Here is a 25,942-nt window from a genome sequence, read left to right as displayed (position 1 = left end):
GGAGGGCCGGTCGAACAGCGTCCGCACCGTCTCCGGCGGACTTCCCACCCTGGGGCGACGCCGCTGAGACCAGTCGACCGCAACCTCGGGCGCCCACGCGGCCGTAGGCGGAACCGACTACCGGTCCCGGTCGTACGTGCCGTTGAGGATCTTCTGGCGGCCGACGGCGTAGTCCTTGTCGTTGGTGCCCGGCGCGGCGGAGTCGATCTTCGCCTTGTCCTCCGCGATGCCTGCGATCGCGGTCCGGAGCTCGTCCGTGGACAGCCGGGCGACGTCGAGGTGCAGCGTCTGCCGGGCCCGCACGCGGAGAGCGCCCAGTTGACGGCCGGCACCCAGGTGCTGCTCGGCCAGCTGGTCGGGCTTGAGGAAGGTCAGCACCCCAGAAGCCAGCGCGGCCCCGAGGGCGAGGAAGCCGGCCAGCAGGGCGCTGAGATCGGCGAGGACCGTGGCGCCGCCGGCTGCTGCGAGGAGCGCGGCCAGCCCACCGAGGGGACGGTGCACCTTCTGCAGGCGCGCGGCGGTCGTCAGGTGCGCCTTCTCGGTGTGCAGCATGTCGTCGATCAGCTGACGCAGCTCCTCGGCGGCCGCGTCCCGCCAGGCCGCCTCGGTCACCAGGTCGGCCACGGGTAGTCCGAGCCGAAGACCGCGCACATGGCGTGCCAGTAGGCGGCGCGGTCTCCGCGCGCCCGCGCCTGGGAGGCGGTGAACAGCGAGCGCCAGGCGTTCTCGAGCAGCCGGACGGTCTGGCGGCGCTTCTCGTCCGATGAGCATGCGGGGATGCGGCCGACGATGTGCTGGGGATCGTTCATGTCCCGAGCGCCCATCTCCACGATCGTGCGGATGACCGAGATGAGATCGATCTCGTAGACGATCGACGCCTCGCCAGCGGCGTGCTCGGCGGTGCGCATCTCCAGGTAGAACGACGACACCGGGGCTCCGGCGTGGTGCTTCCACGCCTTGAGCAGCCGCACCAGCGGCTTGACCTTCTTGCCGAGCCGGTCGTTCTGCCGGTCCACGTAGGCCAGGTGCGCTGCCGGTGCCGACTGCACCCACTCGTCGCCGCGGCCGCCGATCCAGTAGACGTCGTATCCGCCCGGCGACCGGCCCTTGAACCAGGCCGGGGCGATCTCGAAGTTCGGCGGCGTGTAGTAGGCGACCTGCACCACCGGAGAGGACACCCGCGCCGTCGCGATGCTGGGGTCGCAGAGGCTGATCGCCGTCCTGGCCGTCGCCAGGGCGCTGCTCGGGTACGTCGGCCGGGTTCCGGTCGCCGCGGCCATGTAGTCCACGTCGCTCTTGGCCTTGATCGCCGTCCCGTGGCTCCACGAGCCGCTCTCGAACATCCGGGTGACGCGGAGGGTGGACCGGCCGAGGGCCCCCTCGATGGGCGCTCGACGGCGGCTCGCGGTCGCGCGGTCGTACGGCGGCGGGGCCAGGCTCTGTGCGTACGCGGCGAGGGTCGGGTCCCCCATGGACACCTCCGTTGTGTGGATCCGCTGGGCGGCGTGGCGGGTCGGCGCCGGTCGGTCAGCGCGGGGAGCCCTTGGTGATCAGGGCCTGGACGAGGTCGGTGAGCTGCTCTCGGGACAGCGGCCCGCCGCTGCCGGCGTCGGCGGCTCCGTCCGTCCGGTCGGTGCTCGCCGGTGCGAAGTAGCCCGGCGCGAGCTCACCCTTGAGCCGGATGCTCTCCTCCTCCGGCATGTTGGCCAGGTACGGGTTGAGCGCGGCCAGCTGCAGGTGCCGGGCGCGGGCCTCGCGGGCGACCCGGCGGTGTGCGGCGGATTCCCGGCCGCAGTAGGCGGCCACTCCGGCGAAGGACAGCGACACCAGCAGGCGGGTAGCCAGGCGCTGCCAGGAGCCGTCGGCGGAGTGGTCGACGAACAGCGCGGCGACCAGCACCCCTGCGGCAAGCAGCGCCACGGCGACGGTGGCCCAGCGCCACACGTCGGCGACGCGCTCCTCGCGCTGCGCCGTCTCGTTGTAGCCGGCCGCGACGCCGGCGACGCCGATCGCGCCGACGAGCTCCTCGGCCTGCCGCTTCAGCTCGGCCAAGGACTTGAGCGTGCCGGCCGCCTGGTCGGTGAGCTCACCGGCCGTGGTGGCGAACCGCTCTCCCGCGGCCTCCGCGGCCGCCTCCGCGGCCTGCGCGCGTTCCTGCTCGGCCTCCCGGAAGGCGGCCAGGCGCTCGCCCTGGGCCCGGTCGAACTGGTTCTCCTGCGCGGCGATGGCCTGGTCCAGCTTGGTGACCTGCGTTCGGGTGCCGGCCTCGAGCTGCTCCAACTGCTGCGCCGTCGACGTCAGCCGCGCGTCGAGCGCGTCGGCGGCGTCGTGCAACCGCTCCCGGTCCTTCGCCGCGTCACCGACAACGGTGGAGACCATGCCGCTGATCCGCTCCAGGTACGCCCCGGCCTCGGCGGTGACCACGTCAGGCGGCAGTGGCGGGAGTACCCGCGCCAGCTCCAGGAGCGTGTCGGCGGCGTTGTTCGCGTTGCCCAGCTGTGGCACCTGGCCAGTGGCCGCGTACTGCGCGATGGCTTGGTTCACCTGGTTCAGCTGCGCGTTGAGCTGTTCGGGACACTGGGCCGGCACGGACATCGGCGGCGCGGTGCGCAGCCGTTCCCGCACGTGTCCGACGACCCAGATGAGCCGCTCGACCTCGTCGGGCGCCTGCTCGACCTGCTCGGCCGACAGGCTGTCCAGCGCCGTCAGCACCGTCTCGAACGTCCCGTGCACAGCGTGGCTGCGCAGGCGGTCCTCCCACAGGCCCATGGCGATCTTCAGCTCCCCGTCGGCGGCCGCGGCCGCATCCCTGTCACAGCAGTTCGGTTCCGATCCGGCGGCGCCCGGGCTCGGCGGAGGCGACCTCCACCCCGGCGCCCAGGGTCTGGCCGGCGACCGCGGCGAACCGCCACAGCGGCCCGAAGCCCGGCGTCACGCAGTCGACGACGACGGTGCCGTCGGCCTCCACCCGTGGATCGCCGAGCCCGAAGTGGGCGGCCAGCTCCCGCAGCACCCGCCGCGCGGCCAGCACGTCCTCGCGGGTGGCGACCCGGCCGGCCGCCCCCGCACCGCCACCGACGCCGGGTGCGGCGCCGCCGGACCGCGCGCGGCGGACCGGCACTGCCTGCTCGATGCGCAGGCCCAGCACCGAAGCGACCCGCAGGAGGATGTGCGAGGCGACCCACTGCCCCCGCTCCAGTGACTCCACGGTGTTGGGCGACACCCCCGCGCGCTCTGCGACCTGCTCGGCGCTGAGCGCCAGGGCCGGGCGACGCTCCCGGATGTCGAAACAGATGTCCTGCCACCACTCGTAGGCGTCGCGGAGCGCCGGCGGCTGAATGTCGGAGTAGTCCCGGTACGGGAACGCCGGCCCCTTCCCGGCCTTCGCCGGCGGCATCGGTGCGTAGGGCTTCCCCGCGATCCGCCCACCGCTCCGCGGGCGTGGCGCGCCGCGGCCGGCGCCGCCGCCGGTCGCGGGCCGCCGCGGCGGCTCCGTCACCTGCCCTCCTCCTGCTCGTCGCTAACGCAGAGCCGCCCCGGCCCTCCGAAGAGGGCCGGGGCGGCTGGTAGCTGACTTGCCAAGATCACGACCGGGGCCGGAACTTGGCAAGAAATGTCACCGCAAGCCGAAGTGACATTCCGGCGAGCCCGCCGGGACATTCCGCGAGAAACCGCAGGACATCCCGGCGAGCCTCGCCATCAGCTGCAGCCGCTGGTGGAGCCGCAGCCCTCGCAGACGTAGCAGCTGCCGGCCGGACGCATCTTCGTGCCGCAGGTCATGCACAGCGGCGCGTCGGTGGCGGTCCCCGTCACCAGCTCGAGCAGCTCGGCCGAGGAGTGCGCCTCCTGGACCGGCTTCTCCGCCTTGACCTCCGGCTTGGCCACGCCCTTGGTGCTGGTCTCGGTCGGCGCAGAGCCGCGCAGCGCCTCGAGGTCGACCTCCTCCTCCTCTACGACCGTGGCGGTCGACGCCGACGTGTCGTAGCCGGCGACCTGGGCGGCCCGCTCCTCGGCGGTGAAGATGCCCAGGGTGGCCCGCTTCTCGACCGGCAGGTGGTCCAGCGCCAGGCGACGGAAGATGTAATCCATCACCGACTGGGCGATCCGGATGTCGGGGTCGTCGGTCATGCCGGCCGGCTCGAACCGCATGTTGGTGAACTTCTGGATGTAGGTCTCCAGCGGCACACCGTGCTGCAGCGCGATGGACAGCGAGATGGAGAAGGCGTCCATGACACCGGCCAGGGTCGAGCCCTGCTTGCCGAGCTTGAGGAACACCTCACCGAGGCTGCCGTCCTCGTACATGCCGGCGGTCATGTAGCCCTCGGCGCCCGCGACGCTGAACGACGTGGTGACGCTCGTCCGCTTCTTCGGCAGCCGCTTGCGCACCGGGTGCGACAGGGCGACCGGGGCCGCCTCGACCGCCGCGGCGGTCTTCTTCGAGCCGTCGCTCTTGTTCATGGCGTCGGAGAGCGGCTGGCCGACCTTGCAGTTGTCGCGGTAGATCGCGAGCGCCTTGAGGCCGAGCTTCCAGCCCTGGAAGTAGATGTGCTCGACCTCCTCGACGGTGGCCGTCTCGGGCATGTTGACCGTCTTGCTGATGGCGCCGGAGATGAACGGCTGCACCGCGGCCATCATCCGGACGTGGCCCATCGGCGAGATGGCCCGCTCGCCCATCGCGCAGTCGAACACCTCGTAGTGCTCCGGCCGCAGGCTCGGGGCGTTGACGACGTGGCCGTGCTCGGCGATGTACTCGACGATGGCCTCGATCTGCTCCTCCTGGTAGCCCAGGCTCTTGAGCGCGCGCGGCACCGTCTGGTTGACGATCTGCATGGAGCCGCCGCCGACCAGCTTCTTGAACTTGACCAGCGAGAAGTCCGGCTCGATGCCGGTCGTGTCGCAGTCCATCATGAAGCCGATGGTGCCGGTGGGGGCGAGCACGGAGGCCTGCGCGTTGCGCCAGCCGTTGTCGGCGCCGATCTCCAGGCACTCCTGCCACTGCTGGGTGGCGGCCTTGAGCACGTCGGCGTCGTCGGCACCCACCGGGCGGATGGCGTCGTTGGCCGCGGCGTGCTTGCGCATGACGCGGGCGTGGGCGTCGGCGTTGCGGGCGAATCCGTCGTACGCGCCGACGATGCCGGCCAGCTCCGCCGAGCGCCGGTATGCCGTGCCCGTCATCAGCGACGTGATGGCCGCGGCCAGCGTCTGGCCGCCGCGCGAGTCGTAGGCGTGGCCGGTCGCCATGAGCAGCGCACCGAGGTTGGCGTACCCGATGCCGAGCTGGCGGTAGGCACGGGTGGTCTCGGCGATGGGCTCCGTCGGGAAGTCGGCGAAGCAGATGGAGATGTCCATCGCGGTGATGACCAGCTCGACGGCCTTCACGAAGTTCTTCGTGTCGAACGTGCCGTCGTTCTTCAGGAACTTCATGAGGTTCAGCGACGCCAGGTTGCACGAGCTGTTGTCCAGGCTCATGTACTCCGAGCAGGGGTTGGACGCGTTGATCCGGCCCGTCTCGGGGTTGGTGTGCCAGTCGTTGATCGTGTCGTCGTACTGGATGCCGGGGTCGGCGCACTCCCAGGCGGCCTGGGTGACCTTGCGGAACAGGGCCTTGGCGTCGACGGTCTCGATGACCGAGCCGTCGATGCGGGCGCGCAGGCCGAACTCCGAGCCGTCCTCGACCGCGCGCATGAACTCGTCGGAGACGCGGACCGAGTTGTTGGCGTTCTGGTACTGGACGCTGGTGATGTCCTTGCCGCCGAGGTCCATGTCGTAGCCGGCGTCGCGCAGTGCGCGGATCTTGTCCTCCTCGCGCGCCTTGGTCTCGATGAACTCCTCGATGTCGGGGTGGTCGATGTCGAGGACGACCATCTTGGCCGCGCGGCGGGTCGCCCCACCGGACTTGATGGTGCCGGCGGAGGCGTCGGCACCGCGCATGAAGCTGACCGGGCCGGACGCGGTGCCACCGGAGGAGAGCAGCTCCTTGGAGGAGCGGATGCGGGAGAGGTTGAGGCCGGCGCCGGAGCCGCCCTTGAAGATCAGGCCCTCCTCGCGGTACCAGTTGAGGATCGAGTCCATCTCGTCGTCGACGGCGAGGATGAAGCAGGCGCTGACCTGCTGGGGCGCGCTCGTGCCGACGTTGAACCAGACCGGTGAGTTGAAGCTGAAGTACTGGTGCATGAGCATCCAGGTCAGCTCGTGCTCGAAGATCTCGGCGTCGCCCTCGCTGGCGAAGTAGCCGTGCTCGCGACCGGCCGCACCGTAGGTGAGCACCACGCGGTCGATGAGCTGCCGCAGGCTGCTCTCGCGCTGGGGGGTCCCGACGGCGCCACGGAAGTACTTGGTCGTGACGATGTTGGTGGCGTTGATGCTCCACTCGGCAGGGAACTCGACACCGCGCTGCTCGAAGTTGATCGAGCCGTCGCGCCAGTTCGTCATGACGACGTCGCGGCGCTCCCACGTCACCTCGTCGTAGGGGTGCACACCGGGGGTGGTGAAGACGCGCTTGATCTTCAGGCCCTTCCCCGCGACGGCGCCTTGGTGGCGCGCCGCGTGCGGCCTGACAAGCGATCCTCGGTCTCGGTCACGGAGCTCTCCTTGTTGTCGTGACGTGGTGTCGTGACTCGGCGGCTGGGGAAGAGCCGCGTGCTGGTCCCGCGCTGGTTGTGTTGTAGCGGTCGGTACTGACAGTTCTCAGCTGGCGGAGGGGGTTGCCGCGCCGGTGTTCGCGGCGCGCCCGGCGCCTCGGCGGCGAGGGGCTGGCGGGGTGTCCTGCATGCCGGGCAGCGGCGGGGTGCCACCGGTCAGGTGACGGGCCCGCAGCTCGGTGATCTCCTTCTCGAAGTCCTCGATCGACGTGAAGGAGCGGTACACGCTCGCGAAGCGGAGGTAGGCCACCTCGTCGAGCTCGCGGAGCGGCCGCAGGATCGCCAGCCCCACCTCGTGACTGGGCACCTCCGCGGCGCCGGTGGCGCGGATGGCGTCCTCGACCTGCTGGGCCAGGAGCTTCAGCTGGTCCTCGTCCACCGGGCGGCCCTGGCAGGCACGCCGCACGCCGGCGACGACCTTGGACCGGTTGAACGGCTCGCTGACCCCGCTGCGCTTGACGACGGCGAGCACTGCCTCCTCGACGGTGGTGAACCGGCGCCCGCACTTCGGGCACGAACGCCGCCGACGCGTCGTGGCGCCCTCGTCGGCCTCCCGCGAGTCGATGACCCGGCTGTCGGCGTTGTGGCAGAACGGGCAACGCATCGCGGGCCACCTCCTTCCGGGAGTTCGTTCGCTCGGGACCCCACACGTGCCCCTGTGGACCTCCCTGGGGACATCCGGTGGACGTTCCGGGGAGAACCTGAGGACGAACCTGTGGACGGGCTTACAACTCTGTAACTACTAGATGTAGGGGAACCCTAGGCCTGCCATCACAAGATGTGCAAGCGATGGATGACCCGGCGTGTTCCGCCCCGACACTGCCGTCACCTGGGAGAACAGCGATTCCCACGAGTCACACGACACGCCGCGGCGACGCGCCGGGACGCCCGCGGACGGACGATCGGAAGCCGCCGCGGCGGCCTGGCGTCGCGGCGGCCGGGCGTCGGCCTCCCGAGACCGCGGGCGCAGGCCAACGAGAGGCGGGGCGTGCCGCACCTCCCTGCAGCCGGCCGGCACCGGCTCGCGCTCGGAAGGCCGGACGGGCAGGGAAGGGGAAGGAGGGAACGACTCCCTGTCGGCGCCGTGCCGCCCCTCTGGCGGGCGCGGCCAGCGGGCGGCGGCGGGACAGCCGGTCAGACCGGGGTGAAGGTCCCGTCGACGCGGGGACGGCGGGCGTGCGGGGCCTGGTCGCTCAGGCGCATCGGTCGGGTGAGCATCTCCGGCTCGAGGTCGGCCGGTGCCGTCCAGGACTCGCGGGGCCTGGGCCCCAGCGCACCGTCGGGCCCCGGCGCGTGCACGGTCGGGGACGGTCGCGGCGCGCGAGCAGCCGGCCGGCTCGGGCCGGCATCGCCGACCACCGGGAACAGTCCGGTGTCGGCGGTGCGGTGTCGCCCGGCGTCGGCCGCGGGCGCACGGTGCCGCCCGGACGCGCCGGCGGTCCCGGCTGTCGAGAAGTCCGCTGCCCGGCGTCGGCCGATGGCCGGCACCTCCCCCGTGTCGGGCGCGCGGCGTCGGCCGCCGGCCGACGACTCGGGTGGCTCGGGGGCGCGACGCCGGCCCACCGACGCGAACTGCGCCGTCTCGTCGGCAGTGCGGCGACCACCGGTCGCGGGGACGTCGGGGACGACGGAGAGGTCGCGCACCAGCGGGAGACCGGCGGTGACAGCGCCGTCGGACTGCGCCGAACGGGCGCGGCGCCCCGAGGGAGGGCGGGCCACCGACATCGCCTGGGTGTCCGGCGCGATGGCGGTGGCGCGCGACGAGCCCCCGTCCGCCACGGAGAGGTGACGCTCAGGCAGGCGCAGGGTCGAGAGATCGGTCCAGGCGGTCTCCTCGACCCCGCCGAGGACGACACGGACCCACACCTGGCAGGCCCCGCTCGCATCGTGCCGCCAGCCCAGCAGCTCCCCGGCCCACCAGGCGCCCGCCTGATAGACCTCGACCGCTTGGGGTTGACTGGTGAACACCGCTGCTCGGTTCTCCATGGCGCCTGACACCCGACGACCGTAAGCGCTGCTGCGACCACAGAGTGTGAAGACGCCCGCACTGAGGGTTGACGAAGTCGGGCCGCGACCTTGTAGAGCTTGTGCCGTGACGGGCCCTGCGCCGGCGGGGCCAGGGGGTACCGACCCGGCGCGGGTGCTCGGCCGGGTGCACGGTCCTCCCGCTCGCACCCCGCCCCCGACCAGCCGACTCATGGCAGCTGCAGTATCTGGCCCGGCACGACCTCCGCGCCGGCGAGCCCGTTGATCTCCTGGATCTCGTCGATCAGGACGCGCACGTCGCCGTCCCCCCCGAGGTCGGTGGCGATCGACCACAGCGTGTCACCCGGCTGGACCACCACACTGCTGCCGCCGCCAACCGCAGTCCTCCGTCCCCGTCGAGGAGCGGCCCCAGCCACGACCCCAGCGCGAGCCCGGCGGCCAGCGCCAGGACCACCGCGAGCCTGCGCGCCCGGGGAGTCGCCCGCAGCCGCACGGATCCCGGCCGGTCGAGGTCTGACCCTCCGACCGTCGAACCGAGCGCAGCCGGCGAGGCCGCTCCGGGGCGGGGCGTGCGGCTCGTCGGCCTCGGACGCCCGGAGACGACGGGGCCCCCCGGGGGACGGCACACGCCGACCCGGGAGGGACTCCGGCGGGACGGCGTGCGCATGGCGGCGCCGGCCGTCGCACCCGCACCCCCCTCGACCAGGCGCGGGCGCCAGGGCGCCCGAACCTCCTCGTCGAACTCCAGCACGGCCTGCTGCACACATCCCATGACCCGCTCCTCCCGCCTCGTCGACGTGGTCACCCTCCGCCTCGAACACGTGTTCGATTCGAACGGCTGTTCGATGTCTACCGGAGACCACCGACGAAAGCCACCGGACACGGCACGACTTCGAACATGTGTTTGATTCCGTGCCTCGGGCGCGCTACCGTCCTAGGGACGGACACAGACGCCGCGCAAGCGGTGGACGAGGAGGCGACGTGGCGGCGAAGAGCGGGTCGACGGGCGGCCGCAGGGGCAGCACGTCCGGGAACGCCACGACCGAGGGGACGGCCGACGGCGGCGAGAGCGCCACGATCCGCTCCTTCCCCGACCGCGGGGCGGACGGCGACGGGTTGACCCAGCGGCAGCGCCGGGTCCTCGAGGTCATCCGGGACTCGATCGACCGTCGCGGCTATCCACCGTCGGTGCGCGAGATCGGCGAGGCGGTGGGGCTGTCCTCCGCCTCCTCGGTCGCGCACCAGCTCTCCGTGCTGCAGAAGAAGGGCTGGCTGCGCCGAGACCCCAACCGGCCGCGAGCGCTCGACGTCCGCCTGCCCGAGGACAGCCCCCACGCCACGCCCGCCCTGACGGGGCTGGCCGCCACCGGCGACGAGACCGCTCCGGCGCCGACTTACGTGCCGCTGGTCGGCCGGATCGCCGCCGGTGGCCCGGTACTGGCCGAGCAGGCGGTGGAGGACGTCTTCCCGCTCCCGCGGGAGCTGGTCGGCGAGGGCACGCTCTTCATGCTCAAGGTGACCGGTGACTCGATGGTCGAGGCCGCCATCTGCGACGGCGACTGGGTCGTCGTCCGGCAGCAGCCGACCGCGGAGAACGGCGAGATCGTCGCCGCGATGATCGACGGCGAGGCGACGGTCAAGACCTACAAGCGTCGGGACGGCCACGTCTGGCTGTTGCCGCACAACCCGGCGTACGAACCGATCCCAGGAGACGACGCCACGGTCCTGGGCCGTGTCGTCAGCGTGCTGCGGCGGGTGTGAGGGCGGGCCCCGTCGGCCGGGCGGGGCCGGACCTCAGAGCCGGCGCCGGCCGATCTTGCCGCCGAGCCACACCACGATCGTGGCGAACGAGGCGGCGATCAGCGCAGAGGTGATGGGCGAGAGCCCTGAGCTGGTCAGATCGGTGAAGCTCGGCACCGGCGCGTCCGGCAGCGCGGTCGCGGCCTCGATGGCGGGGGGCGTCAAGGGGACGATCGTGACGGCGCTCGGCAACCCCTCGCTGGCCACCACCAAACCCCGGTTGTCCGCCGAGAAGCTGATCGCCTCGCCCTGGGGCGACTCGGGCAGCGGGATCCGCACGGGTTCGGCGGCCAGTGCCGCCGGGACGTCCGAGCCGGTCAGCGGCCACACGTAGGCGTCGGTGTAGGTGCGCAGGGCGATGTGCCGTCCGTCCGAGGAGACCGCGCCCCCCGTGACCAGGAGCTGCCCGGCCTGCCCGACCGGCCCCCCGGGGTTCCGGTGAGCGTGAGGTTGACGGCCGCGACCTCCACCAGCGCGACGGTGCCGCCGTCCACCAGGGGTGCAGCCGGCCGGTACACCTTGCTGGCGCCCAGGATCTCCTTGGTGACGATGTACGGCGTCCCGTCGGGCGCGAGGAACAGGGCCTCGGCGTCGTGCGGGCGGTCCGGATAGGTCAGCCGGTACACGCCGTGGGACCCGTCGGGCCGCAGCGCCAGCAGCGCGACGGTCGGCCGGGCGGCGTTGTTGTCGCCTGTGTCGGCGACCCAGACGGTGCCGTCGGCGGCACGGGCGAGGTCCTCGGGGTCGTAGGGGTCGATCGGCGCGCTGACCCCGTCGACGATCTGGCATGCCGCGTCCAGGAGGTGGACGGTGAGCTGATCGCCGCCGTCGTTGAGCGCGAGCATCCGGTCTCCGACGACCACCAGACCCGAGAGCTCGGGTAGCGCGGGATCGGTGATGGAGCACTGCGTCACCGGGACGGAGGCGCCTTCCTCGGCGAGCGCGGGCAGCGCGCAGCCGAGGACGACCGCGGCGCCGAGAGCTCCTCCCGCCGCCACCAGCCGCCCCCGCATTCCGCTACGCGGCCTGGCGGCCTGCTCGGGCACGTACCCAGCGTGACAGAACCACTGCGTCGAGTGCGTGAACCACGCCCAGCAGCAGGACTCCCACGGCGGCCCCCACGACCGCGTCGGTGACCCAGTGGAAGTTGAGCGACACCATCGCCAGGCCGGTCAGGATCGGCCCCAGGACGGCCAGGACCCAGAACGCGCGCTGCACCCGCGCGGGCAATGCGTACTCGACGGCCTGCCAGCGGGCGACGCCCCACATGAGGACGGCGTTGGCCACGTGTCCCGACGGGAACGACGCCCCGTCCTCGTGGAAGAAGTACGAGCCGGGGAACTCGGGCGCCGTGCGGCCGGTGCCGTGCTTGATGGCGTAGACCACCGCGGTCAGCAGAGCCAGCGCGATGAGGACGCGGATCACCGGCAGCCACGTCCGACGGCGCCAGGCGAGGTACCCGACCAGCACCGCCACGACCGCCAGGATGGTGACCCGCCCGCCGATCTGCGTGACGAGCCAGACGAGGGGATAGGCGTCGGAGCGGCGCAGCCCCCAGCCGCCCACGGTCTCGGCGACGCGGAGGTCCAGCCGCTCCAGCCATCCGCCCGTCAGCAGGTCGAGCGTGACCGAAGCGCCGACGACGAGCGCGAGGACCATCGCCCACCAGGCCGGCCGGCCGGTCGAGGCGCCACGGTGGCCGGCGGTCGGACCGACCTCCCGCACCGCGCCGCTCGTCACGGACATCACCGTACCGGCCCGTGACCTCCCCGTGATCCGAGCGAGCGGGGCCGCCACCCCTCCGAGGGGCCACCGCACTGCCGGGCCGCCCCCGCTCCTTCGGCGGGCACAGCGGCTCAGCCGACCGGGACGGCGAAGGCCTCCAGTGCGGCGGCGAGGGCGCCGTCCACCCGGGCGGTCAGCCGCGTGCCCGACTCCTCGTGGGACTCCGCCAGGACCTCGCCGTCCCGGTGCACCCGGGCGACGAGGTCACCCCGGTCGTACGGGAGCAGCACGTCGACGTCCACGTCGGGGTGCGGCAGCCGGGTCGCGATGAGCTCCCGCAGTCGTTCGATGCCGGCTCCGGTGCGGGCCGACACCCATGCCGCGCCGGGCAGGGCCTGGCGCAGGGCCAGGACGTCGTCCTCGCTCATCGCGTCGACCTTGTTGACGACGATGACCTCGGGCACGGCGGCCGCGTCGATCTCCCCGAGGACGACCCGGACGGCCTCGATCTGGCCCAGCGGGTCCGGGTCGGACCCGTCGACGACGTGCAGCAGCAGGTCGGCCGCCGCGACCTCCTCGAGGGTCGAGCGGAAGGCGTCGACGAGCTGGTGCGGCAGGTGCCGCACGAACCCCACGGTGTCGGTCAGCGTGTACTCCCGCCCGTCGGGCGACTGCGCGCGGCGGACGGTCGGGTCGAGGGTCGCGAACAGCGCGTTCTCGACCAGGACCCCGGCGCCGGTCAGCGCATTGAGCAGACTGGACTTGCCGGCGTTCGTGTAACCGGCGATCGCCACGCTGGGTACGGCGTTGCGGTCACGGCTGGACCGCTGCGTCGCGCGGGCGGTCGCCATGCCGGCGATCTCCCTGCGCAGCTTGCTGACCCGTGAGCGGATTCGTCGCCGGTCGGTCTCGATCTTCGTCTCGCCCGGTCCGCGGGTGCCGATGCCGCCACCGCCGGCGACACGACCACCGGCCTGCCGGGACAGCGACTCACCCCAGCCACGCAGGCGCGGGAGCATGTACTGCATCTGCGCGAGCTCCACCTGCGCCTTGCCCTCCCGGCTCGACGCGTGCTGGGCGAAGATGTCGAGGATCAGCGCGGTCCGGTCGACGACCTTCACCTTGAGCAGCTTCTCCAGCTGGTTCAGCTGGCCGGGGGTGAGCTCGCCGTCGCAGATCACGGTGTCGGCACCGGTCGCCGCGACCAGGTCACGGACCTCGGCGGCCTTGCCCGACCCGACGTAGGTCGCGGCGTCGGGCTTGTCCCGGCGCTGGCTGACCGCCTCCAGCACCTGCGACCCGGCCGTCTCGGCCAGCGCCGCGAGCTCGGCCAGCGAGCGGTCGGCGTCGGCCTGCGTGCCCTCGGTCCACACGCCGACCAGCACGACGCGCTCGAGGCGCAGCTGCCGGTACTCGACCTCGGTGACGTCGGCCAGCTCGGTGGACAGTCCGGCCACCCGGCGCAGGGCGCCGCGGGCCTCCAGGTCGTAGGAACCGGTGGTGTCGTCGGACGGGGCGGGCGTCGGAGCGGTCGTCATCGTCTCCAGCGTGGCACGCGCCGCGGGGCGCGTCATCTGAGTTGTCATCACCGGCTACAACACATCCCACCTCCGGGTGCATCCCGACGCCGGGCGCGGGTAGGGGCCTGGCGACAAATACGGCCACACATACGCCACGCGGCACAACGCCTGAGACGAGGAGGACGCGATGAGCGACACCGGCTCCAGCAGCCTGGGCGCGGACAGCGAGATCGACGACCCCGGCCGCGACCCCAAGGGCCTCAACCCCCGCGCAACCCGCTCTCCGGCGGGGTCGGCACCACGTCGGGCGGGCCGGACCAGGACAGCGGTCAGGGGGCGCCGGCCGACAGCCCCGGCATCGAGGGGCAGTCGATGATGCCGGAGTCGCCCACGGAGGACGACGACCGCGCCTAGCTAGAGCCGTACTGACCGCCTAGCGCTGGGGTCCGAGCCACTCCGCGCACAGGACCCCGGCCGAGACGAGGACCGCGGGCCCGGCGAGGACCGTCGTCCCGGGGGCGACCCGTACCGACAGTCGCCCCCCGGGGACGTCGACGACGACCGTGCCCTCGGTGCGCCCGTCGTCGACGAGGGCGGCGTAGGCGGCGGCGCAGGCCCCGGTCCCGCACGAGCGCGTCTCCCCCACACCGCGCTCGGAGACACGCAGCCGGATGTGGCGGCCCGCCTCGAGCACGTTGATCAGCTCGACGTTCACCCCGTCGGGGAACAGCTCCGGGTCGAACTCGGGGGCGCGGGTGAGGTCCAGGGACGCCAAGTCGGCTTCGGTCAGGCAAGCCAGGTGCGGATTGCCCATGGACACGGCCAGCCCCGCGAACGTCCGGTCGCCGACGTGGGCCTCGCCCTTCCCGAACGGCCGGGCCGGCCCCATGTCGACCCAGTAGGCGCCGTCCGGCGTGGCGCCGACCCGTCGCGGGCCGCCGCGGGTGCCGACGAGCACCCCGGCCTCGCAGGCACCACGGTCGAGCAGGCCTTCGGTGACCAGGACGTGCAGGAAGAGCCGGATGCCGTTGCCGCACATCTCGGCGGTCGAGCCGTCGGCGTTGCGGTGATCCATGAACCACTCGCAGGCCTGCAGGTCCTCGCCGAGCACGGCGGGCGCGTCGGGCACGTGGACGCTGCGGACGACGCGGAGGACGCCGTCACCGCCGAGCCCCGCCCTCCTGTCGCACAGCCGCCGGACGAGCGCGGCATCCAGGCGCCGCTCCGGCCACACGGTGCCGTCGGGGTCGGGCAGGACGACGAAGTCGTTCTCCGTGCCGTGCCCGATCAGCACCCGGGGAGCGGAGGTCACCGCTCGATCGTACGGGCGGCGACCTCCGCGGTGACCGCGTCGACCAGGTCCGGCCGCGCGCCGTCGAACCAGGTGAGCGTCGCGTCCCTGCGGAACCACGAGCGCTGCCGTCGGACGAACCGCCGCGTGGTGGACACCGTCCGCTCGCGTGCCTCGGCCGGGGTGAGCGTGCCGTCCAGCTGCGCGAGGACCTGCGCGTAGCCGAGGGCACGGGAGGCGGTCGGCCCCTCCCGCAGCCCCTGGCCCACCAGCCCCTCGACCTCGGCGACGAAGCCGTCGGACCACATCCGGTCGACGCGCCGCGCGACGCGCCCGTCGAGCTCGGCCGGCTCGCGGTCCAGACCGATCCCGACGACGGGGTAGTGCGGTCTCGGCTCGGGCAGCGAGGCCCGGAACGGCGCACCGGTGAGCTCGATGACCTCCAGCGCCCGGACGATCCGCCGTCCGTTGCTGGGCAGGACGGCCGCCGCCGCCTGGGGGTCCAGGCGCGCCAGCCGGTCGTGCAGCTGCGCCGGGCCGTGGGCAGCCAGGTCCCCCTCCAGCCGCGCCCGGACGGCGGGGTCGGTGCCCGGGAACTCGAGCTCGTCGAGCACCGCCCGCACGTAGAGACCGGAGCCGCCGACGAGCAGGGGGACGACGCCCGCGGCGCGCAGCCGGTCGATCTCCGACCGCGCCACGCGCCGGTACTCCGCCACCGACGCCGGCTCGCGCACCGACCACAGGTCCAGCAGGTGGTGGGGCACTCCGCCCCGCTCGTCGGGTCCCGGCTTGGCCGTGCCGATGTCCATGCCCCGGTAGAGCTGCATGGAGTCGGCGTTGACGACCTCACCGCCGAGCCGCCGGGCCAGCGCCACCGCGAGCGCGGTCTTGCCGGTCGCCGTCGGGCCGACGACCGCCACGACCGGCGGCGGTGCGCTCACGCGGCCACCCAGGACGCCACGAGGTAGCCGACCCCGAACGGCGCGTCGTGCAGGTGCAGCCGGGCGGTGATCGGCCGGCCGGCGAGCGCGGCGCCGACGGCCCGCCAGGTGGGCACCCCGGCGGCGAGCAGGCGGGCCGCCACCTCCTCGTCCAGCGCGGCGATGGCCGCGGCGTCCCCCGCCGCCAGCGCGTCCGCGACGCCGTCGTCGAACGGGACGGCGGCCTCGTCGAGATAGCCGGGTGCCTTCACCGTGCGCCGCGCCGAGCCGTCACCCATCGCGAGGACCCCCAGCGGGCCGGGCAGGTCGCGCACCAGCTGGGCCAGGTCGGCGGGCCCGATCCCGACGCGCGTACCGGCGAAGCCCGCCTCGTCCAGCAGCCAGGCGCCCAGCGTGTGAGCCGGCGGCAGGCGGCGGGAACCCGGCCGGGCGCGTCCGCTGAACGGCACGTCGACGGCCACCCCGAACCCGCGCAGGTCACCGCAGTCCCCGGGCCCGAACCGGACGCCCGCAGGCACGCCGTCCCCCACCACCACCACGACCGGGGGCCGGGTGGCGAGCATCTCCCCCACGGCCTCGGCGCACGCCGCCCGCAATGCGACCGTCTCGGTCGCGGGCCGGCCCTCGACTGCCGGCAGCAGCAGCGGCGGCATCGGGCAGAACGCGACCGCGACGGTCGTTCCAGCGACAGCACTCACGCCGAGCAGTCTCCCGGATGCGACGTGGGACACTGCCGTCGTGTCGAGCACGGACGACCCCGGCACCGGGGCGCAGCAGGCCTCTCCGCCGCTTGCGGAGAACACCGACGCGGACCGCGCGGAGGCGACGACCGTCGACCAGGTCTCCCCCGACGCGGTGACGCCCGAGGCGGTCCCCGGACCGGAGGAGGAGGCCGCGGCCGCGCCGCAGGCCGACGCCGACCTCCCCGCGTCGAGCGAGGCGGTGACGCCCGAGGCCGGCACCGCGGCCGCGCCGGCTCCCGAGGACGCCGCCGTCGCGGACCCGACGACCGACGCGCCGCCCGCGGCGGAGACACCCAGGCCGACCGCCCCCGGCCGGGCCCCAAGCCCGTGCCCGTGCCGTCCCCCGCCCCCGCCGCACCGGCAGCGGCCGCGGCCCCCGAGCCGGTCCTGCCGCCACCGAGCGACCCCGCCGCCTGGGGCCGGGTCGACGAGGACGGCACCGTGTACGTGCGCACCACCGACGGCGAGCGAGCCGTCGGCTCGTGGCAGGCGGGTGAGCCGGAGGCCGGCCTGGCCCACTACGGGCGCCGGTTCGACGACCTCGCCACCGAGGTGGCACTGCTCGAGGCGCGACTGAAGGCGCACACGGGCAACCCCGGCGAGATCAAGAACAAGGCCCAGGTCCTGGCCGACCAGATCCCGGCCGCCGCCGCCGTCGGCGACCTCGAGGGGCTGGCCGCCCGCGCCCGCGCGATGGTCGACACCGCGGACTCCGCGGCTGCGGAGTTCCGCGCGGAGAAGGCGGCCGCCCGCGCCCAGCAGGTGGCCCGCAAGGAGGCGCTGGCCGCCGAGGCGGAGCAGATCGCCGCCGAGTCGACCGCGTGGAAGGCCGCCGGCGACAGGCTCAAGGCCATCGTCGAGGAGTGGAAGACCATCCGCGGCATCGACCGGAAGACCGACGAGGCGCTGTGGTCTCGGTTCGCCGCGGCCCGCGACGCGTTCGGCCGCCGGCGGGGCGCGCACTTCGCCTCGCTGGACGCCCAGCGCGGTGAGGCCCGCGCGGCGAAGCAGGAGCTGATCAAGGAGGCGCAGCAGCTGTCGACGTCCACGGAGTGGGGGCCGACCAGCGCCGCGATGCGGTCGCTGATGGACCGCTGGAAGGCCGTGCCGCGCACCGGCCGCGACGGCGACGACGACCTCTGGAAGCAGTTCCGCGCCGCCCAGGACGTCTTCTTCACCGCCCGCGGCGAGTCGGACAAGAAGCGCAGCAGCGAGGAGCTGGCCAACCAGCAGCGGAAGGAGGAGCTGCTGGCCGAGGCCGAGAAGCTGGACCCGACCACCGACCTGCGGGGCGCGCAGAACGCGCTGCGCAAGATCCAGGAGCGCTACGACGCGATCGGCCACGTCCCGCGCGGGGCGATGCGGGCGCTCGAGGACCGGATGCAGGCGGTCGAGCAGAGGATCCGCGGCGCCGCCGACGCCGGTCGCTCCCGCAGCGCGCCGGAGAACCCGATGGTGGCCTCCATGCGCGCCGCGGTCACCAAGGCCGAGGAGCAGCTGGCCAAGGCCGAGGCGGCGGGCGATGCGAAGCGGATCGAGGAGGCCAGGGCCAACCTCGCCACGCGCCGCCAGTGGCTGGCCGAGGCGGAGAAGTCCGCCCGCCGCTGAGGCCCTTCCCCCGCTTTCTGTACGGAAAGCGCGGCCCGGTGACCCGCTTTCTGTACCGAAAGCGGGTCAGCAGCTCGGGGCGGGGGCGAGCGGGGCCGGCACGCCGACCCGCGGCATGCCCAGGGAGACGCCGGACGTCGTCGGGCGGATCCCCGCCTCGGACGCGTCCCCGGCGCGGGTGCGCCGGTGCGACAGCAGGACCCCGTCGGCGACGAGGTGGTGCGGCGCGGCCTGCGTGACGACGGTCTCCACGACGTCACCGGGCCGGACGCCGTCGGCGGCCGTGAAGTGGACCAGGCGTCCATCGCGGGCCCGGCCGGAGAGCCGGCCGGTGGCCGCGTCCTTGCTGCCCTCCCCCGCCGCGACCAGCAGCTCGACCTTCGTGCCCACGAGCGCCTTGTTCTCGTCCCAGCTGATCTGGTCCTGCAGCGCGGTCAGCCGCAGGTACCGCTCCTGGACGACGTCCTTGGGCAGCTGGCCGTCCATCTCGGCCGCCGGTGTGCCGGGGCGCTTCGAGTACTGGAACGTGAACGCGCTGGCGAAGCGGGCTCGCCGGACGACCTCGAGGGTCTGCTGGAAATCGTCCTCGGTCTCCCCCGGGAAGCCCACGATGATGTCGGTGGTGATGGCTGCGTCGGGCATGGCGGCGCGGACGCGGTCGATGATCCCGAGGTAGCGCTCCTGCCGGTAGCCGCGGCGCATCCGGCGCAGCACGTCGTCCGAACCCGACTGCAGGGGCATGTGCAGCTGGTGGCAGACCGCCGGCGTCTCTGCCATGGCGGCGATCACGTCGTCGGTGAACTCGCGCGGGTGGGGGCTGGTGAAGCGGATGCGCTCCAGCCCGTCGATGCGCCCGGCCGCGCGCAGCAGGTCGGCGAACGCGCCCCGGTCGCGGAACTCGACGCCGTAGGCGTTGACGTTCTGGCCGAGCAGGGTCACCTCGAGCACACCCTGGTCCACCAGCGCCTGGACCTCGGCCAGGATCTCGCCCGGCCGGCGGTCCTTCTCCGCGCCGCGCAGCGACGGGACGATGCAGAACGTGCAGGTGTTGTTGCAGCCGACGCTGATCGACACCCAACCGGCGTAGGCGGAGTCACGCTTCGCCGGCAGCGTCGACGGGAAGACCTCGAGCGCCTCAACGATCTCGACCTGTGCCTCGGCGTTGTGCCGTGCACGCTCGAGCAACGCGGGCAGGGAGCCGACGTTGTGCGTGCCGAAGACGACGTCCACCCACGGGGCACGGCGGACGATCTCGCCGCGGTCCTTCTGCGCCAGGCAGCCGCCCACGGCGATCTGCATGCCGGGGCGGGCGTCCTTGACCGGTCGCAGGTGCCCGAGGTTGCCGTACAACCGGTTGTCCGCGTTCTCGCGCACCGCGCAGGTGTTGAGGACGACGACGTCGGCGTCGGCGCCCTCGGGCGCGGCGGTGTAGCCCGCGGCCTCCAGCAGCCCGGACAGCCGCTCGGAGTCGTGCACGTTCATCTGGCACCCGTACGTGCGCACCCGGTAGGTGCGCGCGGGTGTCTCGACCTCGGATCCCATGACCAGACGAGGGTACGGCGCTCCTCCGCCATCCCCTTCGTTACGCCTTCGTGATCGCCTCGATCACTCCCCGTGTCCGGCGCCGCCTAGGGTCGCTCCCGTGAGCCGTCCCCACGGAGAACCTCTCGTCCGGCTGTCCGGCGTCAACAAGTGGTTCGGCGACCTGCACGTGCTCCAGGACATCGACCTGGAGATCGCCCGCGGCGAGGTCGTCGTCGTCATCGGGCCGTCGGGCTCGGGGAAGTCGACCCTCTGCCGCACCATCAACCGCCTCGAGGCCATCGAGAAGGGCGAGATCAGCATCGACGGCCGGCGACTGCCGGAGGAGGGCAAGGAGCTGGCCCGCCTGCGCAGCGACGTCGGCATGGTCTTCCAGAGCTTCAACCTCTTCGCGCACAAGACGATCCTCGAGAACGTCACCCTCGGGCCGATCAAGGTGCGCGGGAAGTCGAAGGCGGAGGCCGAGAAGCGGGCCCGCGAGCTCCTCGACCGGGTGGGCGTCGGCGTGCAGGCCGACAAGTACCCGGCACAGCTGTCGGGTGGCCAGCAGCAGCGGGTGGCGATCGCCCGGGCACTGGCCATGGATCCCAAGGTCATGCTCTTCGACGAGCCGACCTCGGCACTCGACCCGGAGATGATCAACGAGGTGCTCGACGTGATGACGTCGCTCGCCCACGAGGGCATGACGATGATCGTCATCACCCACGAGATGGGGTTCGCCCGCCGCGCGGCCAACCGGGTCGTCTTCATGGACGGCGGCCGGATCGTCGAGTCCGCCGACCCGGAGACCTTCTTCACCAGCCCGCGTTCCGACCGGGCGAAGGACTTCCTCTCCAAGATCCTCAACCACTGAGGCAACCCGAAAGGATCACCTGATGCGCATCACCCGACGAGCCGCGACGCTCGCGGCGTTCGGCCTCCTGCTCACCGGCTGCGCCAGCGAGGCCGGCAACCAGGCCCAGGAGGACGCGGAGGAGACCACCGCCGAGGTCGAGGAGGTCGAGTTCGAGCCCGGCAGCACGATGGCCGAGATCGTCGAGGCCGGCGAGCTCCGCGTCGGCACGAAGATCGACCAGCCGGGCTTCGGCCTGGCCAACACGGCCGGCGACCCCGAGGGCTTCGACGTCGAGATCGCCAAGATCATCGCCGCCAAGCTGGGTCTCTCGGAGGACCAGATCACCTTCACCGAGACCGTTTCGGCCAACCGCGAGCCGTTCCTCGAGCAGGACCGCGTCGACATCGTCGTGGCGACCTACACGATCAACGACGAGCGCAAGCAGCGGATCGACTTCGCCGGGCCGTACTACGTCGCCGGGCAGGACATCATGGTCGCCGCCGGCAACCCCGAGGGCATCGAAGGGCCCGAGGACCTCGCCGGCAAGACCGTCTGCTCGGTCGAGGGCTCGACGCCCGCCGAGCGGATCCGGACCGACTACCCCGAGGCCGAGCTGGTCCTCTACGACGCCTACTCCAAGTGCGCCGACGACCTGCGCAACGGCAACGTCGCCGCGGTGACCACCGACAACGTCATCCTCACCGGCTTCGTCGCCGGGGACCCCGACGCGTTCGAGCTCGTCGGGAACCCCTTCTCCGAGGAGCCGTACGGCATCGGCGTCCCGAAGGGCCAGGACGACCTGCGCGACTTCATCAACGACGTCCTGGAGGAGTCCTTCGAGGACGGCTCGTGGGCCGAGGCCTGGGAGGAGACCGCGGGCGCCATCACCGGCCAGGAGGCTCCCGAGCCGCCGCAGGTCGACCGCTACTGATCCCGCCCCTGCCGGGGCCGGCTTGCGCCGGCCCCGGCAGGTGTCGCGCTGAACCGAGAGGGGGAAGATGTCCTTCCTCGCCGACAACTTCCCGCTCATCCGGGACGCCTTCCTGACGACGCTCAGCCTGGCCGTCGCCAGCGGCCTGGTCGCCCTGGTCCTGGGCACGTTGCTCGCGGCGATGCGGGTCAGCCCCATCCCTGCGCTGCGCGTGCTCTCGGCGTTCTACGTCGAGGTGTTCCGGAACACGCCGCTCACCGTCGTGTTCTTCTTCCTGGTCTTCGGACTGGTCTACATCGACCTGCAGTTCCCGAGCCGGTTCATCGCCGCGGTCGCCTCGCTCGGCCTCTACACCGCCGCCTTCGTCGCCGAAGCGCTCCGCTCGGGCATCAACGCCGTGCCGCCGGGACAGGCCGAGGCGGCCAGGGCGATCGGTCTGGACTTCCGGCAGAGCCTCACGACGGTGGTCCTGCCCCAGGCCTTCCGCACCGTCGTCCCCCGCTGGGCAACGTGTGGATCGCCCTGGCGAAGAACACCTCCATCGCCGCCGGCTTCGCCGTCAGCGACCTGACCGCGCTCCTGCAGCGGCTGGCCAACTCGCAGGCCGACCAGCTCGCCCTGGTCTTCCTGGCCGTCGTCGTCGGCTACCTGGTGATCACACTGCCGTCGGCCTGGGGTCTCCAGCTGCTCGAACGACGTCTGGCGATCCTCCGATGAGCACCAGTTCGGTCCTCTTCGACCTCCCGGGCCCCCGTGCGCGGCGCCGCCAGCGAATCGGCAGCGTCGTCGGCCTGGTGCTGGTGCTGGCCATCGTCGGGCTGGCCCTGTGGCGGCTGGGGATCAACGGCCAGCTGGATCCGGCGCGCTGGGCGATCCTCTTCGACACCCGGACCAACGTGCCGCAGCGACTGCTGGAGGCGCTGGTCAACACCCTGGAGGTCGCCGCCGTCGGCATGGTCGCCGCCACCGTCCTCGGCGCCCTGCTCGCCGTCGGGCGGCTCTCCGACCACGCGTGGGTCCGGCTGCCGGTCAGCGCCGTGATCGAGTTCTTCCGGGCCGTCCCGCTGCTGGTGCTGATCCTCTTCTGCTTCCTGTACCTGCCCGCCATCGGCATCCAGACCAGTGCCTTCGGGGCACTCGCCCTCGGGCTGACGCTCTACAACATGGCGGTCCTGGCCGAGATCATCCGGGCCGGGATCCTGTCGGTGGACCGCGGGCAGAGCGAGGCCGCCTTCGCACTCGGCATGCGCAAGTGGCAGGTGATGACGTTCATCCTGGTTCCGCAGGCGGTGCGCCGGATGCTGCCGGTGCTCATCGCCCAGCTCGTCGTGCTGCTCAAGGACAGCTCCCTGGGCTTCATCGTGGGTTACCTGGAGCTGCTGCGGACCTCGCGGAGCCTGGTGGAGACGCTCAACTTCCAGTTCGGCCCCATCTACACCTTCCAGCTCTACGTCGCGGCCGGGCTGATCTACATCGTGGTGAACGTGCTGCTGTCGTTGCTGGCCAGGTGGGTCGAGCGCCGCACCCGGCGGAGCGCGAAGGTGGCCGCCGGCGACGAGGAGGAGCTGCCGGTGGACGTCCAGATGGGCGGTGGCGGAGGCGCCGTTCGTCCCACCTGACCCCCGTGCCCCACCCGCGGCGCGTCGCATGCAACACGCCGCCCGATCCGTGGCGACACTGGACAGCACCATGGAGACCATGCACCCGGTGGGGCGCCGAACGCTCCCCCCGTTCCGCGGGTCGGCGCCGAGCAGACGGCCGCCCCGCGCGACGTGGACGCCGACGAACCGGTCACCGAGCGGTTCGAGACGGAGCTGCCGGAACAGCGCGACCGCCAGGGCAAGCCGCCCGTACCGCAGGCGGACGACGGTCCGGACACCGAGCGCTTCGTCGTCGACGTGGCCGAGGACGACGAGCCGGAGGACGACGGCGGGCCGCCGACGCAGCGGTGGATCGTGGACTTCTCCGACGGCGAGCCGGAGCCGGGTGCGCGGGAACGTACGCCGGCGGTCGCTGCGCCGGCCGGCGAGACAGGGGACACCGACCCCGCGCAGGAGTTCGTCGCCCGGCTGCGCTCGGCGGCGGCCGAGTTCGCCGAGGCTGCAGGCGCGGAGAGCGCCGTGGTCCGGGAAGCGGTGCCTCCCGCCCGTCACCGTCGCGCCCGGTGCCGGGTCGTGCTGCGCTACGCCGACGACACGACGACCGACCTGACCTTCCTCGGGCCGGCAGGCTCGCCCGCCCGGCCCTCCAGGCACGCTTTCGACCGGCAGATCCGCCGCTGGTTCGGCTCGGGGCAGCACCGGTCCGAGCGCTGGGTGGTCGCCGACCCGGAGGCGTCCGAAGGCGTCGCCGTCGACGTCACCGCCTGGGTCACCGCCGGCTGATCCCCGGTCCGCTCCCGCAGCCGGGCGGCGCCGCGCTCCGGGTTTCCCTTCGGGCGCAGTTGCGCCACCATGGGCGTGCCGCTCGCACCACGAGCGTCGTGTCGACCGCAGGCGCGCCGAGCGCGCGTCCCGACCCGGGGGCCGCCATGTCCCGCAGCTCCGACGTCCGGAGGCGGCCGCCCACGGGTGCCGCGTCCGAGCCGGCCCACGGTGGTGGGGAGGCGCCGGCATGACCGCGATCGCGCCCCAGCCCATCGTGAGCCGGCCCAGCCCGGTCCAGGTCACCACCAAGGGCTCGCGGCTGTCCAACCTGCTGCGCACGACCGATCACAAGACCATCGGCCTGATGTACCTGGTCACGTCGTTCGTGTACTTCATCGCGGGCGGCCTGATGGCGATGCTGATGCGCGGTGAGCTGGCCCGTCCCGGGCTGCAGTTCCTCTCGCCGGAGCAGTACAACCAGCTGGTCACCATGCACGGCACGGTCATGCTGCTGATGTTCGCGACGCCGCTGTTCTTCGCGTTCGGCAACCTGATCATGCCGCTGCAGATCGGCTCCCCCGACGTCGCCTTCCCGCGGCTGAACGCGCTGTCGTTCTGGCTGTTCTTCTTCGGCAGCCTGATCGCGGTGTCCGGCTTCTTCACTCCCGGCGGTGCCGCGGACTTCGGCTGGTACGCCTACGCGCCGCTGTCCAACGGCGTCCACTCGCCGGGCGCCGGCGCCAACCTGTGGTTCGCCGGCCTGGCCGTCAGCGGCCTGGGCACGATCCTCGGCGCGGTCAACTTCATCACCACGATCGTCTGCCTCCGGGCGCCCGGGATGACCATGTTCCGGATGCCGATCTTCACCTGGAACACGCTGATCACCAGCGTCCTGGTGCTCTTCGCCTTCCCGATCCTGACCGCCGCGATCTTCGGCATGCTGGCCGACCGCCACCTCGGAGCGCTCATCTACTCCGACGAGAACGGCGGCCCGATGCTGTGGCAGCACCTGTTCTGGTTCTTCGGGCACCCCGAGGTCTACATCATCGCGCTGCCGTTCTTCGGCATCGTCACCGAGATCATCCCGGTCTTCAGCCGCAAGCCGATCTTCGCCTACAAGGGACTGGTCGGCGCCACCATCGCCATCGGCTTCCTCTCCGTCGCCGTGTGGGCGCACCACATGTACGCCACCGGCGCCGTCCTGCTGCCGTTCTTCGCCTTCCTGACCTACCTGATCGCCGTGCCGACCGGCCTGAAGTTCGCCTCCTGGATCGGCACGATGTGGCGCGGCCAGCTGACCTTCGAGACGCCGATGCTGTGGTCGGTCGGCTTCATGGTCACCTTCCTGCTGGGCGGCCTGACCGGCGTCCTGCTGGCCAGCCCGCCGCTGGACTGGCACCTCAACGACAGCTACTTCGTCGTCGCCCACTTCCACTACGTCGTCTTCGGCACCGTGGTGTTCGCCGCCAACGCCGGCATCGCCTTCTGGTTCCCGAAGCTGTGCGGCCGCATGATGGACGAGCGGCTGGGCAAGCTGCAGTTCTGGATGACGTTCATCGGCTTCCACGGCACGTTCCTGATCCAGCACTGGCTGGGCAACGAGGGCATGCCCCGCCGCTACGTGGACTACCTGGGCACCGACGCATTCACCACGATGAACTCGATCTCGTCCATCTTCTCGTTCGTGCTCGGCGCCTCGATCGTCCCGTTCCTGTACAACGTCGTGCACTCGTGGAGGTACGGCCAACTGGCGCTGCGCGACGACCCCTGGGGTCACGGCAACTCGCTGGAGTGGGCCACCTCGTCACCGCCGCCACGGCACAACTTCCTCGAGATCCCCAAGATCCGCTCCGAACGGCCGGCGTTCGAGGCGCACTACCCGCACCTCATCGAGCGCCTGCAGGTGGAGGCGCACGCCGGCAAGGGGCACTCGCCCTACGCAGACAGCGTGGTCGACGGGGAGAGCGGGCCGCGGCAGGGCCCGAGGGACCCCGACCCGACCTGATCGAGGCT

Annotated in this window: 25 protein-coding genes; 9 read left to right on the top strand and 16 right to left on the bottom strand. The window is 72.5% G+C overall.

Annotated elements, in window-relative coordinates; genetic code table 11:
- Nucleotides 1-117: 117 nt before the first annotated feature.
- The 8 genes from MVA48_RS22400 to MVA48_RS22365 form a co-directional block, all read right to left on the bottom strand.
- Nucleotides 118-624, bottom strand: a complete 507-nt coding sequence (locus MVA48_RS22400) for an SLATT domain-containing protein (RefSeq protein ID WP_246983870.1) — start codon at nt 622-624, stop codon at nt 118-120.
- Nucleotides 609-1,472 (bottom strand): SMODS domain-containing nucleotidyltransferase, encoded by an 864-nt coding sequence (locus MVA48_RS22395; protein WP_246983861.1) that lies wholly within the window; start codon nt 1,470-1,472, stop codon nt 609-611. The genes MVA48_RS22400 and MVA48_RS22395 overlap by 16 nt, the downstream gene beginning before the upstream one ends.
- A 55-nt stretch (nt 1,473-1,527) precedes the next feature.
- The gene (locus MVA48_RS22390; protein WP_246983859.1) at nt 1,528-2,769 is read right to left on the bottom strand and encodes a hypothetical protein; all 1,242 of its coding nucleotides are present in this window, start codon (nt 2,767-2,769) and stop codon (nt 1,528-1,530) included.
- A 43-nt stretch (nt 2,770-2,812) separates the two neighbouring features.
- On the bottom strand, nt 2,813-3,499 hold the full coding sequence (locus MVA48_RS22385) for a helix-turn-helix transcriptional regulator (RefSeq protein WP_246983857.1): 687 nt from the start codon (nt 3,497-3,499) through the stop codon (nt 2,813-2,815).
- A gap of 200 nt (nt 3,500-3,699) precedes the next feature.
- A complete protein-coding gene (locus tag MVA48_RS22380; RefSeq protein WP_246989353.1) occupies nt 3,700-6,504 on the bottom strand; it encodes a vitamin B12-dependent ribonucleotide reductase in 2,805 nt (934 codons plus the stop codon).
- 183 nt (nt 6,505-6,687) lie between these two features.
- Entirely contained in the window at nt 6,688-7,245 is a 558-nt protein-coding gene (gene nrdR / locus MVA48_RS22375; protein WP_246983855.1) for a transcriptional regulator NrdR, read from the bottom strand.
- 530 nt (nt 7,246-7,775) lie between these two features.
- On the bottom strand, nt 7,776-8,627 hold the full coding sequence (locus MVA48_RS22370) for a hypothetical protein (protein WP_246983853.1): 852 nt from the start codon (nt 8,625-8,627) through the stop codon (nt 7,776-7,778).
- 209 nt (nt 8,628-8,836) lie between these two features.
- Nucleotides 8,837-8,983, bottom strand: a complete 147-nt coding sequence (locus MVA48_RS22365) for a LysM peptidoglycan-binding domain-containing protein (RefSeq protein WP_246983851.1) — start codon at nt 8,981-8,983, stop codon at nt 8,837-8,839.
- A gap of 625 nt (nt 8,984-9,608) precedes the next feature.
- On the opposite strand from MVA48_RS22365, the gene lexA reads away from it, so the two are divergent.
- Nucleotides 9,609-10,388: a transcriptional repressor LexA gene (gene lexA / locus MVA48_RS22360; RefSeq protein ID WP_246983849.1), complete on the top strand. Its 780-nt coding sequence runs from the start codon at nt 9,609-9,611 to the stop codon at nt 10,386-10,388.
- A 33-nt stretch (nt 10,389-10,421) separates the two neighbouring features.
- Here lexA and MVA48_RS22355 read toward each other — a convergent pair whose 3' ends face one another.
- From MVA48_RS22355 to MVA48_RS22325, 7 genes are all read right to left on the bottom strand, one after another.
- A complete protein-coding gene (locus MVA48_RS22355) occupies nt 10,422-10,757 on the bottom strand; it encodes a hypothetical protein (RefSeq protein WP_246983847.1) in 336 nt (111 codons plus the stop codon).
- Nucleotides 10,745-11,473 carry an esterase-like activity of phytase family protein gene (locus MVA48_RS22350; RefSeq protein WP_246983845.1) on the bottom strand — a complete coding sequence of 243 codons (729 nt, stop codon included), beginning with the start codon at nt 11,471-11,473 and terminating at the stop codon, nt 10,745-10,747. Before MVA48_RS22350 ends, MVA48_RS22355 begins: the two co-directional genes overlap by 13 nt.
- Nucleotides 11,445-12,167 carry a phosphatase PAP2 family protein gene (locus MVA48_RS22345; protein ID WP_246983843.1) on the bottom strand — a complete coding sequence of 241 codons (723 nt, stop codon included), beginning with the start codon at nt 12,165-12,167 and terminating at the stop codon, nt 11,445-11,447. The genes MVA48_RS22350 and MVA48_RS22345 overlap by 29 nt, the downstream gene beginning before the upstream one ends.
- A gap of 116 nt (nt 12,168-12,283) precedes the next feature.
- Nucleotides 12,284-13,690, bottom strand: a complete 1,407-nt coding sequence (hflX, locus tag MVA48_RS22340; RefSeq protein ID WP_246983841.1) for a GTPase HflX — start codon at nt 13,688-13,690, stop codon at nt 12,284-12,286.
- A 415-nt stretch (nt 13,691-14,105) separates the two neighbouring features.
- Complete coding sequence (dapF, locus tag MVA48_RS22335) at nt 14,106-14,984, bottom strand: diaminopimelate epimerase (RefSeq protein ID WP_246983839.1); 879 nt, start codon at nt 14,982-14,984, stop codon at nt 14,106-14,108.
- Nucleotides 14,981-15,904, bottom strand: a complete 924-nt coding sequence (gene miaA, locus MVA48_RS22330; protein ID WP_246983837.1) for a tRNA (adenosine(37)-N6)-dimethylallyltransferase MiaA — start codon at nt 15,902-15,904, stop codon at nt 14,981-14,983. Before miaA ends, dapF begins: the two co-directional genes overlap by 4 nt.
- Nucleotides 15,901-16,602 (bottom strand): hypothetical protein, encoded by a 702-nt coding sequence (locus MVA48_RS22325; protein ID WP_246983835.1) that lies wholly within the window; start codon nt 16,600-16,602, stop codon nt 15,901-15,903. Before MVA48_RS22325 ends, miaA begins: the two co-directional genes overlap by 4 nt.
- A gap of 378 nt (nt 16,603-16,980) precedes the next feature.
- Between MVA48_RS22325 and MVA48_RS22320 the strand changes: the two genes are divergently transcribed.
- A complete protein-coding gene (locus MVA48_RS22320; protein WP_246983833.1) occupies nt 16,981-18,255 on the top strand; it encodes a DUF349 domain-containing protein in 1,275 nt (424 codons plus the stop codon).
- A gap of 66 nt (nt 18,256-18,321) precedes the next feature.
- Here MVA48_RS22320 and miaB read toward each other — a convergent pair whose 3' ends face one another.
- Entirely contained in the window at nt 18,322-19,797 is a 1,476-nt protein-coding gene (miaB, locus tag MVA48_RS22315) for a tRNA (N6-isopentenyl adenosine(37)-C2)-methylthiotransferase MiaB (protein ID WP_246983830.1), read from the bottom strand.
- A gap of 133 nt (nt 19,798-19,930) precedes the next feature.
- Here miaB and MVA48_RS22310 point away from each other — a divergent pair, with 133 nt between their 5' ends.
- The 7 genes from MVA48_RS22310 (at nt 19,931) to ctaD (ending at nt 25,934) form a co-directional block, all read left to right on the top strand.
- On the top strand, nt 19,931-20,650 hold the full coding sequence (locus MVA48_RS22310) for an amino acid ABC transporter ATP-binding protein (protein ID WP_371821265.1): 720 nt from the start codon (nt 19,931-19,933) through the stop codon (nt 20,648-20,650).
- Nucleotides 20,651-20,672: 22 nt separating this feature from the next.
- Entirely contained in the window at nt 20,673-21,563 is an 891-nt protein-coding gene (locus MVA48_RS22305; protein ID WP_246983826.1) for a glutamate ABC transporter substrate-binding protein, read from the top strand.
- 67 nt (nt 21,564-21,630) lie between these two features.
- The gene (locus tag MVA48_RS22300) at nt 21,631-22,134 is read left to right on the top strand and encodes an amino acid ABC transporter permease (protein ID WP_246983823.1); all 504 of its coding nucleotides are present in this window, start codon (nt 21,631-21,633) and stop codon (nt 22,132-22,134) included.
- Nucleotides 22,074-22,280: a hypothetical protein gene (locus MVA48_RS22295; RefSeq protein WP_246983816.1), complete on the top strand. Its 207-nt coding sequence runs from the start codon at nt 22,074-22,076 to the stop codon at nt 22,278-22,280. The genes MVA48_RS22300 and MVA48_RS22295 overlap by 61 nt, the downstream gene beginning before the upstream one ends.
- Nucleotides 22,277-23,182: an amino acid ABC transporter permease gene (locus tag MVA48_RS22290; protein ID WP_246983814.1), complete on the top strand. Its 906-nt coding sequence runs from the start codon at nt 22,277-22,279 to the stop codon at nt 23,180-23,182. The genes MVA48_RS22295 and MVA48_RS22290 overlap by 4 nt, the downstream gene beginning before the upstream one ends.
- A 153-nt stretch (nt 23,183-23,335) precedes the next feature.
- The gene (locus MVA48_RS22285) at nt 23,336-23,947 is read left to right on the top strand and encodes a hypothetical protein (protein WP_246983812.1); all 612 of its coding nucleotides are present in this window, start codon (nt 23,336-23,338) and stop codon (nt 23,945-23,947) included.
- Between the two features lie 229 nt (nt 23,948-24,176).
- Nucleotides 24,177-25,934 carry an aa3-type cytochrome oxidase subunit I gene (gene ctaD / locus MVA48_RS22280; protein ID WP_246983810.1) on the top strand — a complete coding sequence of 586 codons (1,758 nt, stop codon included), beginning with the start codon at nt 24,177-24,179 and terminating at the stop codon, nt 25,932-25,934.
- The last annotated feature ends 8 nt before the right edge of the window (nt 25,935-25,942 follow it).

It is taken from the genome of Blastococcus sp. PRF04-17 (assembly GCF_023016265.1).
Lineage (GTDB): Bacteria > Actinomycetota > Actinomycetes > Mycobacteriales > Geodermatophilaceae > Blastococcus_B.
This window is presented reverse-complemented; position numbering and strand designations above follow the sequence as displayed.

Bases quoted from the DNA above. Each gene is read 5' to 3' on its own strand.
- MVA48_RS22370 (WP_246983853.1), bottom strand. From the start codon at position 8,627: ATGGAGAACCGAGCAGCGGTGTTCACCAGTCAACCCCAAGCGGTCGAG.
- MVA48_RS22395 (WP_246983861.1), bottom strand. From the start codon at position 1,472: ATGGGGGACCCGACCCTCGCCGCGTACGCACAGAGCCTGGCCCCGCCG.
- hflX (WP_246983841.1), bottom strand. From the start codon at position 13,690: ATGACGACCGCTCCGACGCCCGCCCCGTCCGACGACACCACCGGTTCC.
- MVA48_RS22300 (WP_246983823.1), top strand. From the start codon at position 21,631: ATGTCCTTCCTCGCCGACAACTTCCCGCTCATCCGGGACGCCTTCCTG.
- ctaD (WP_246983810.1), top strand. From the start codon at position 24,177: ATGACCGCGATCGCGCCCCAGCCCATCGTGAGCCGGCCCAGCCCGGTC.
- MVA48_RS22390 (WP_246983859.1), bottom strand. From the start codon at position 2,769: ATGGGCCTGTGGGAGGACCGCCTGCGCAGCCACGCTGTGCACGGGACG.
- nrdR (WP_246983855.1), bottom strand. From the start codon at position 7,245: ATGCGTTGCCCGTTCTGCCACAACGCCGACAGCCGGGTCATCGACTCG.
- MVA48_RS22305 (WP_246983826.1), top strand. From the start codon at position 20,673: ATGCGCATCACCCGACGAGCCGCGACGCTCGCGGCGTTCGGCCTCCTG.
- MVA48_RS22290 (WP_246983814.1), top strand. From the start codon at position 22,277: ATGAGCACCAGTTCGGTCCTCTTCGACCTCCCGGGCCCCCGTGCGCGG.
- miaB (WP_246983830.1), bottom strand. From the start codon at position 19,797: ATGGGATCCGAGGTCGAGACACCCGCGCGCACCTACCGGGTGCGCACG.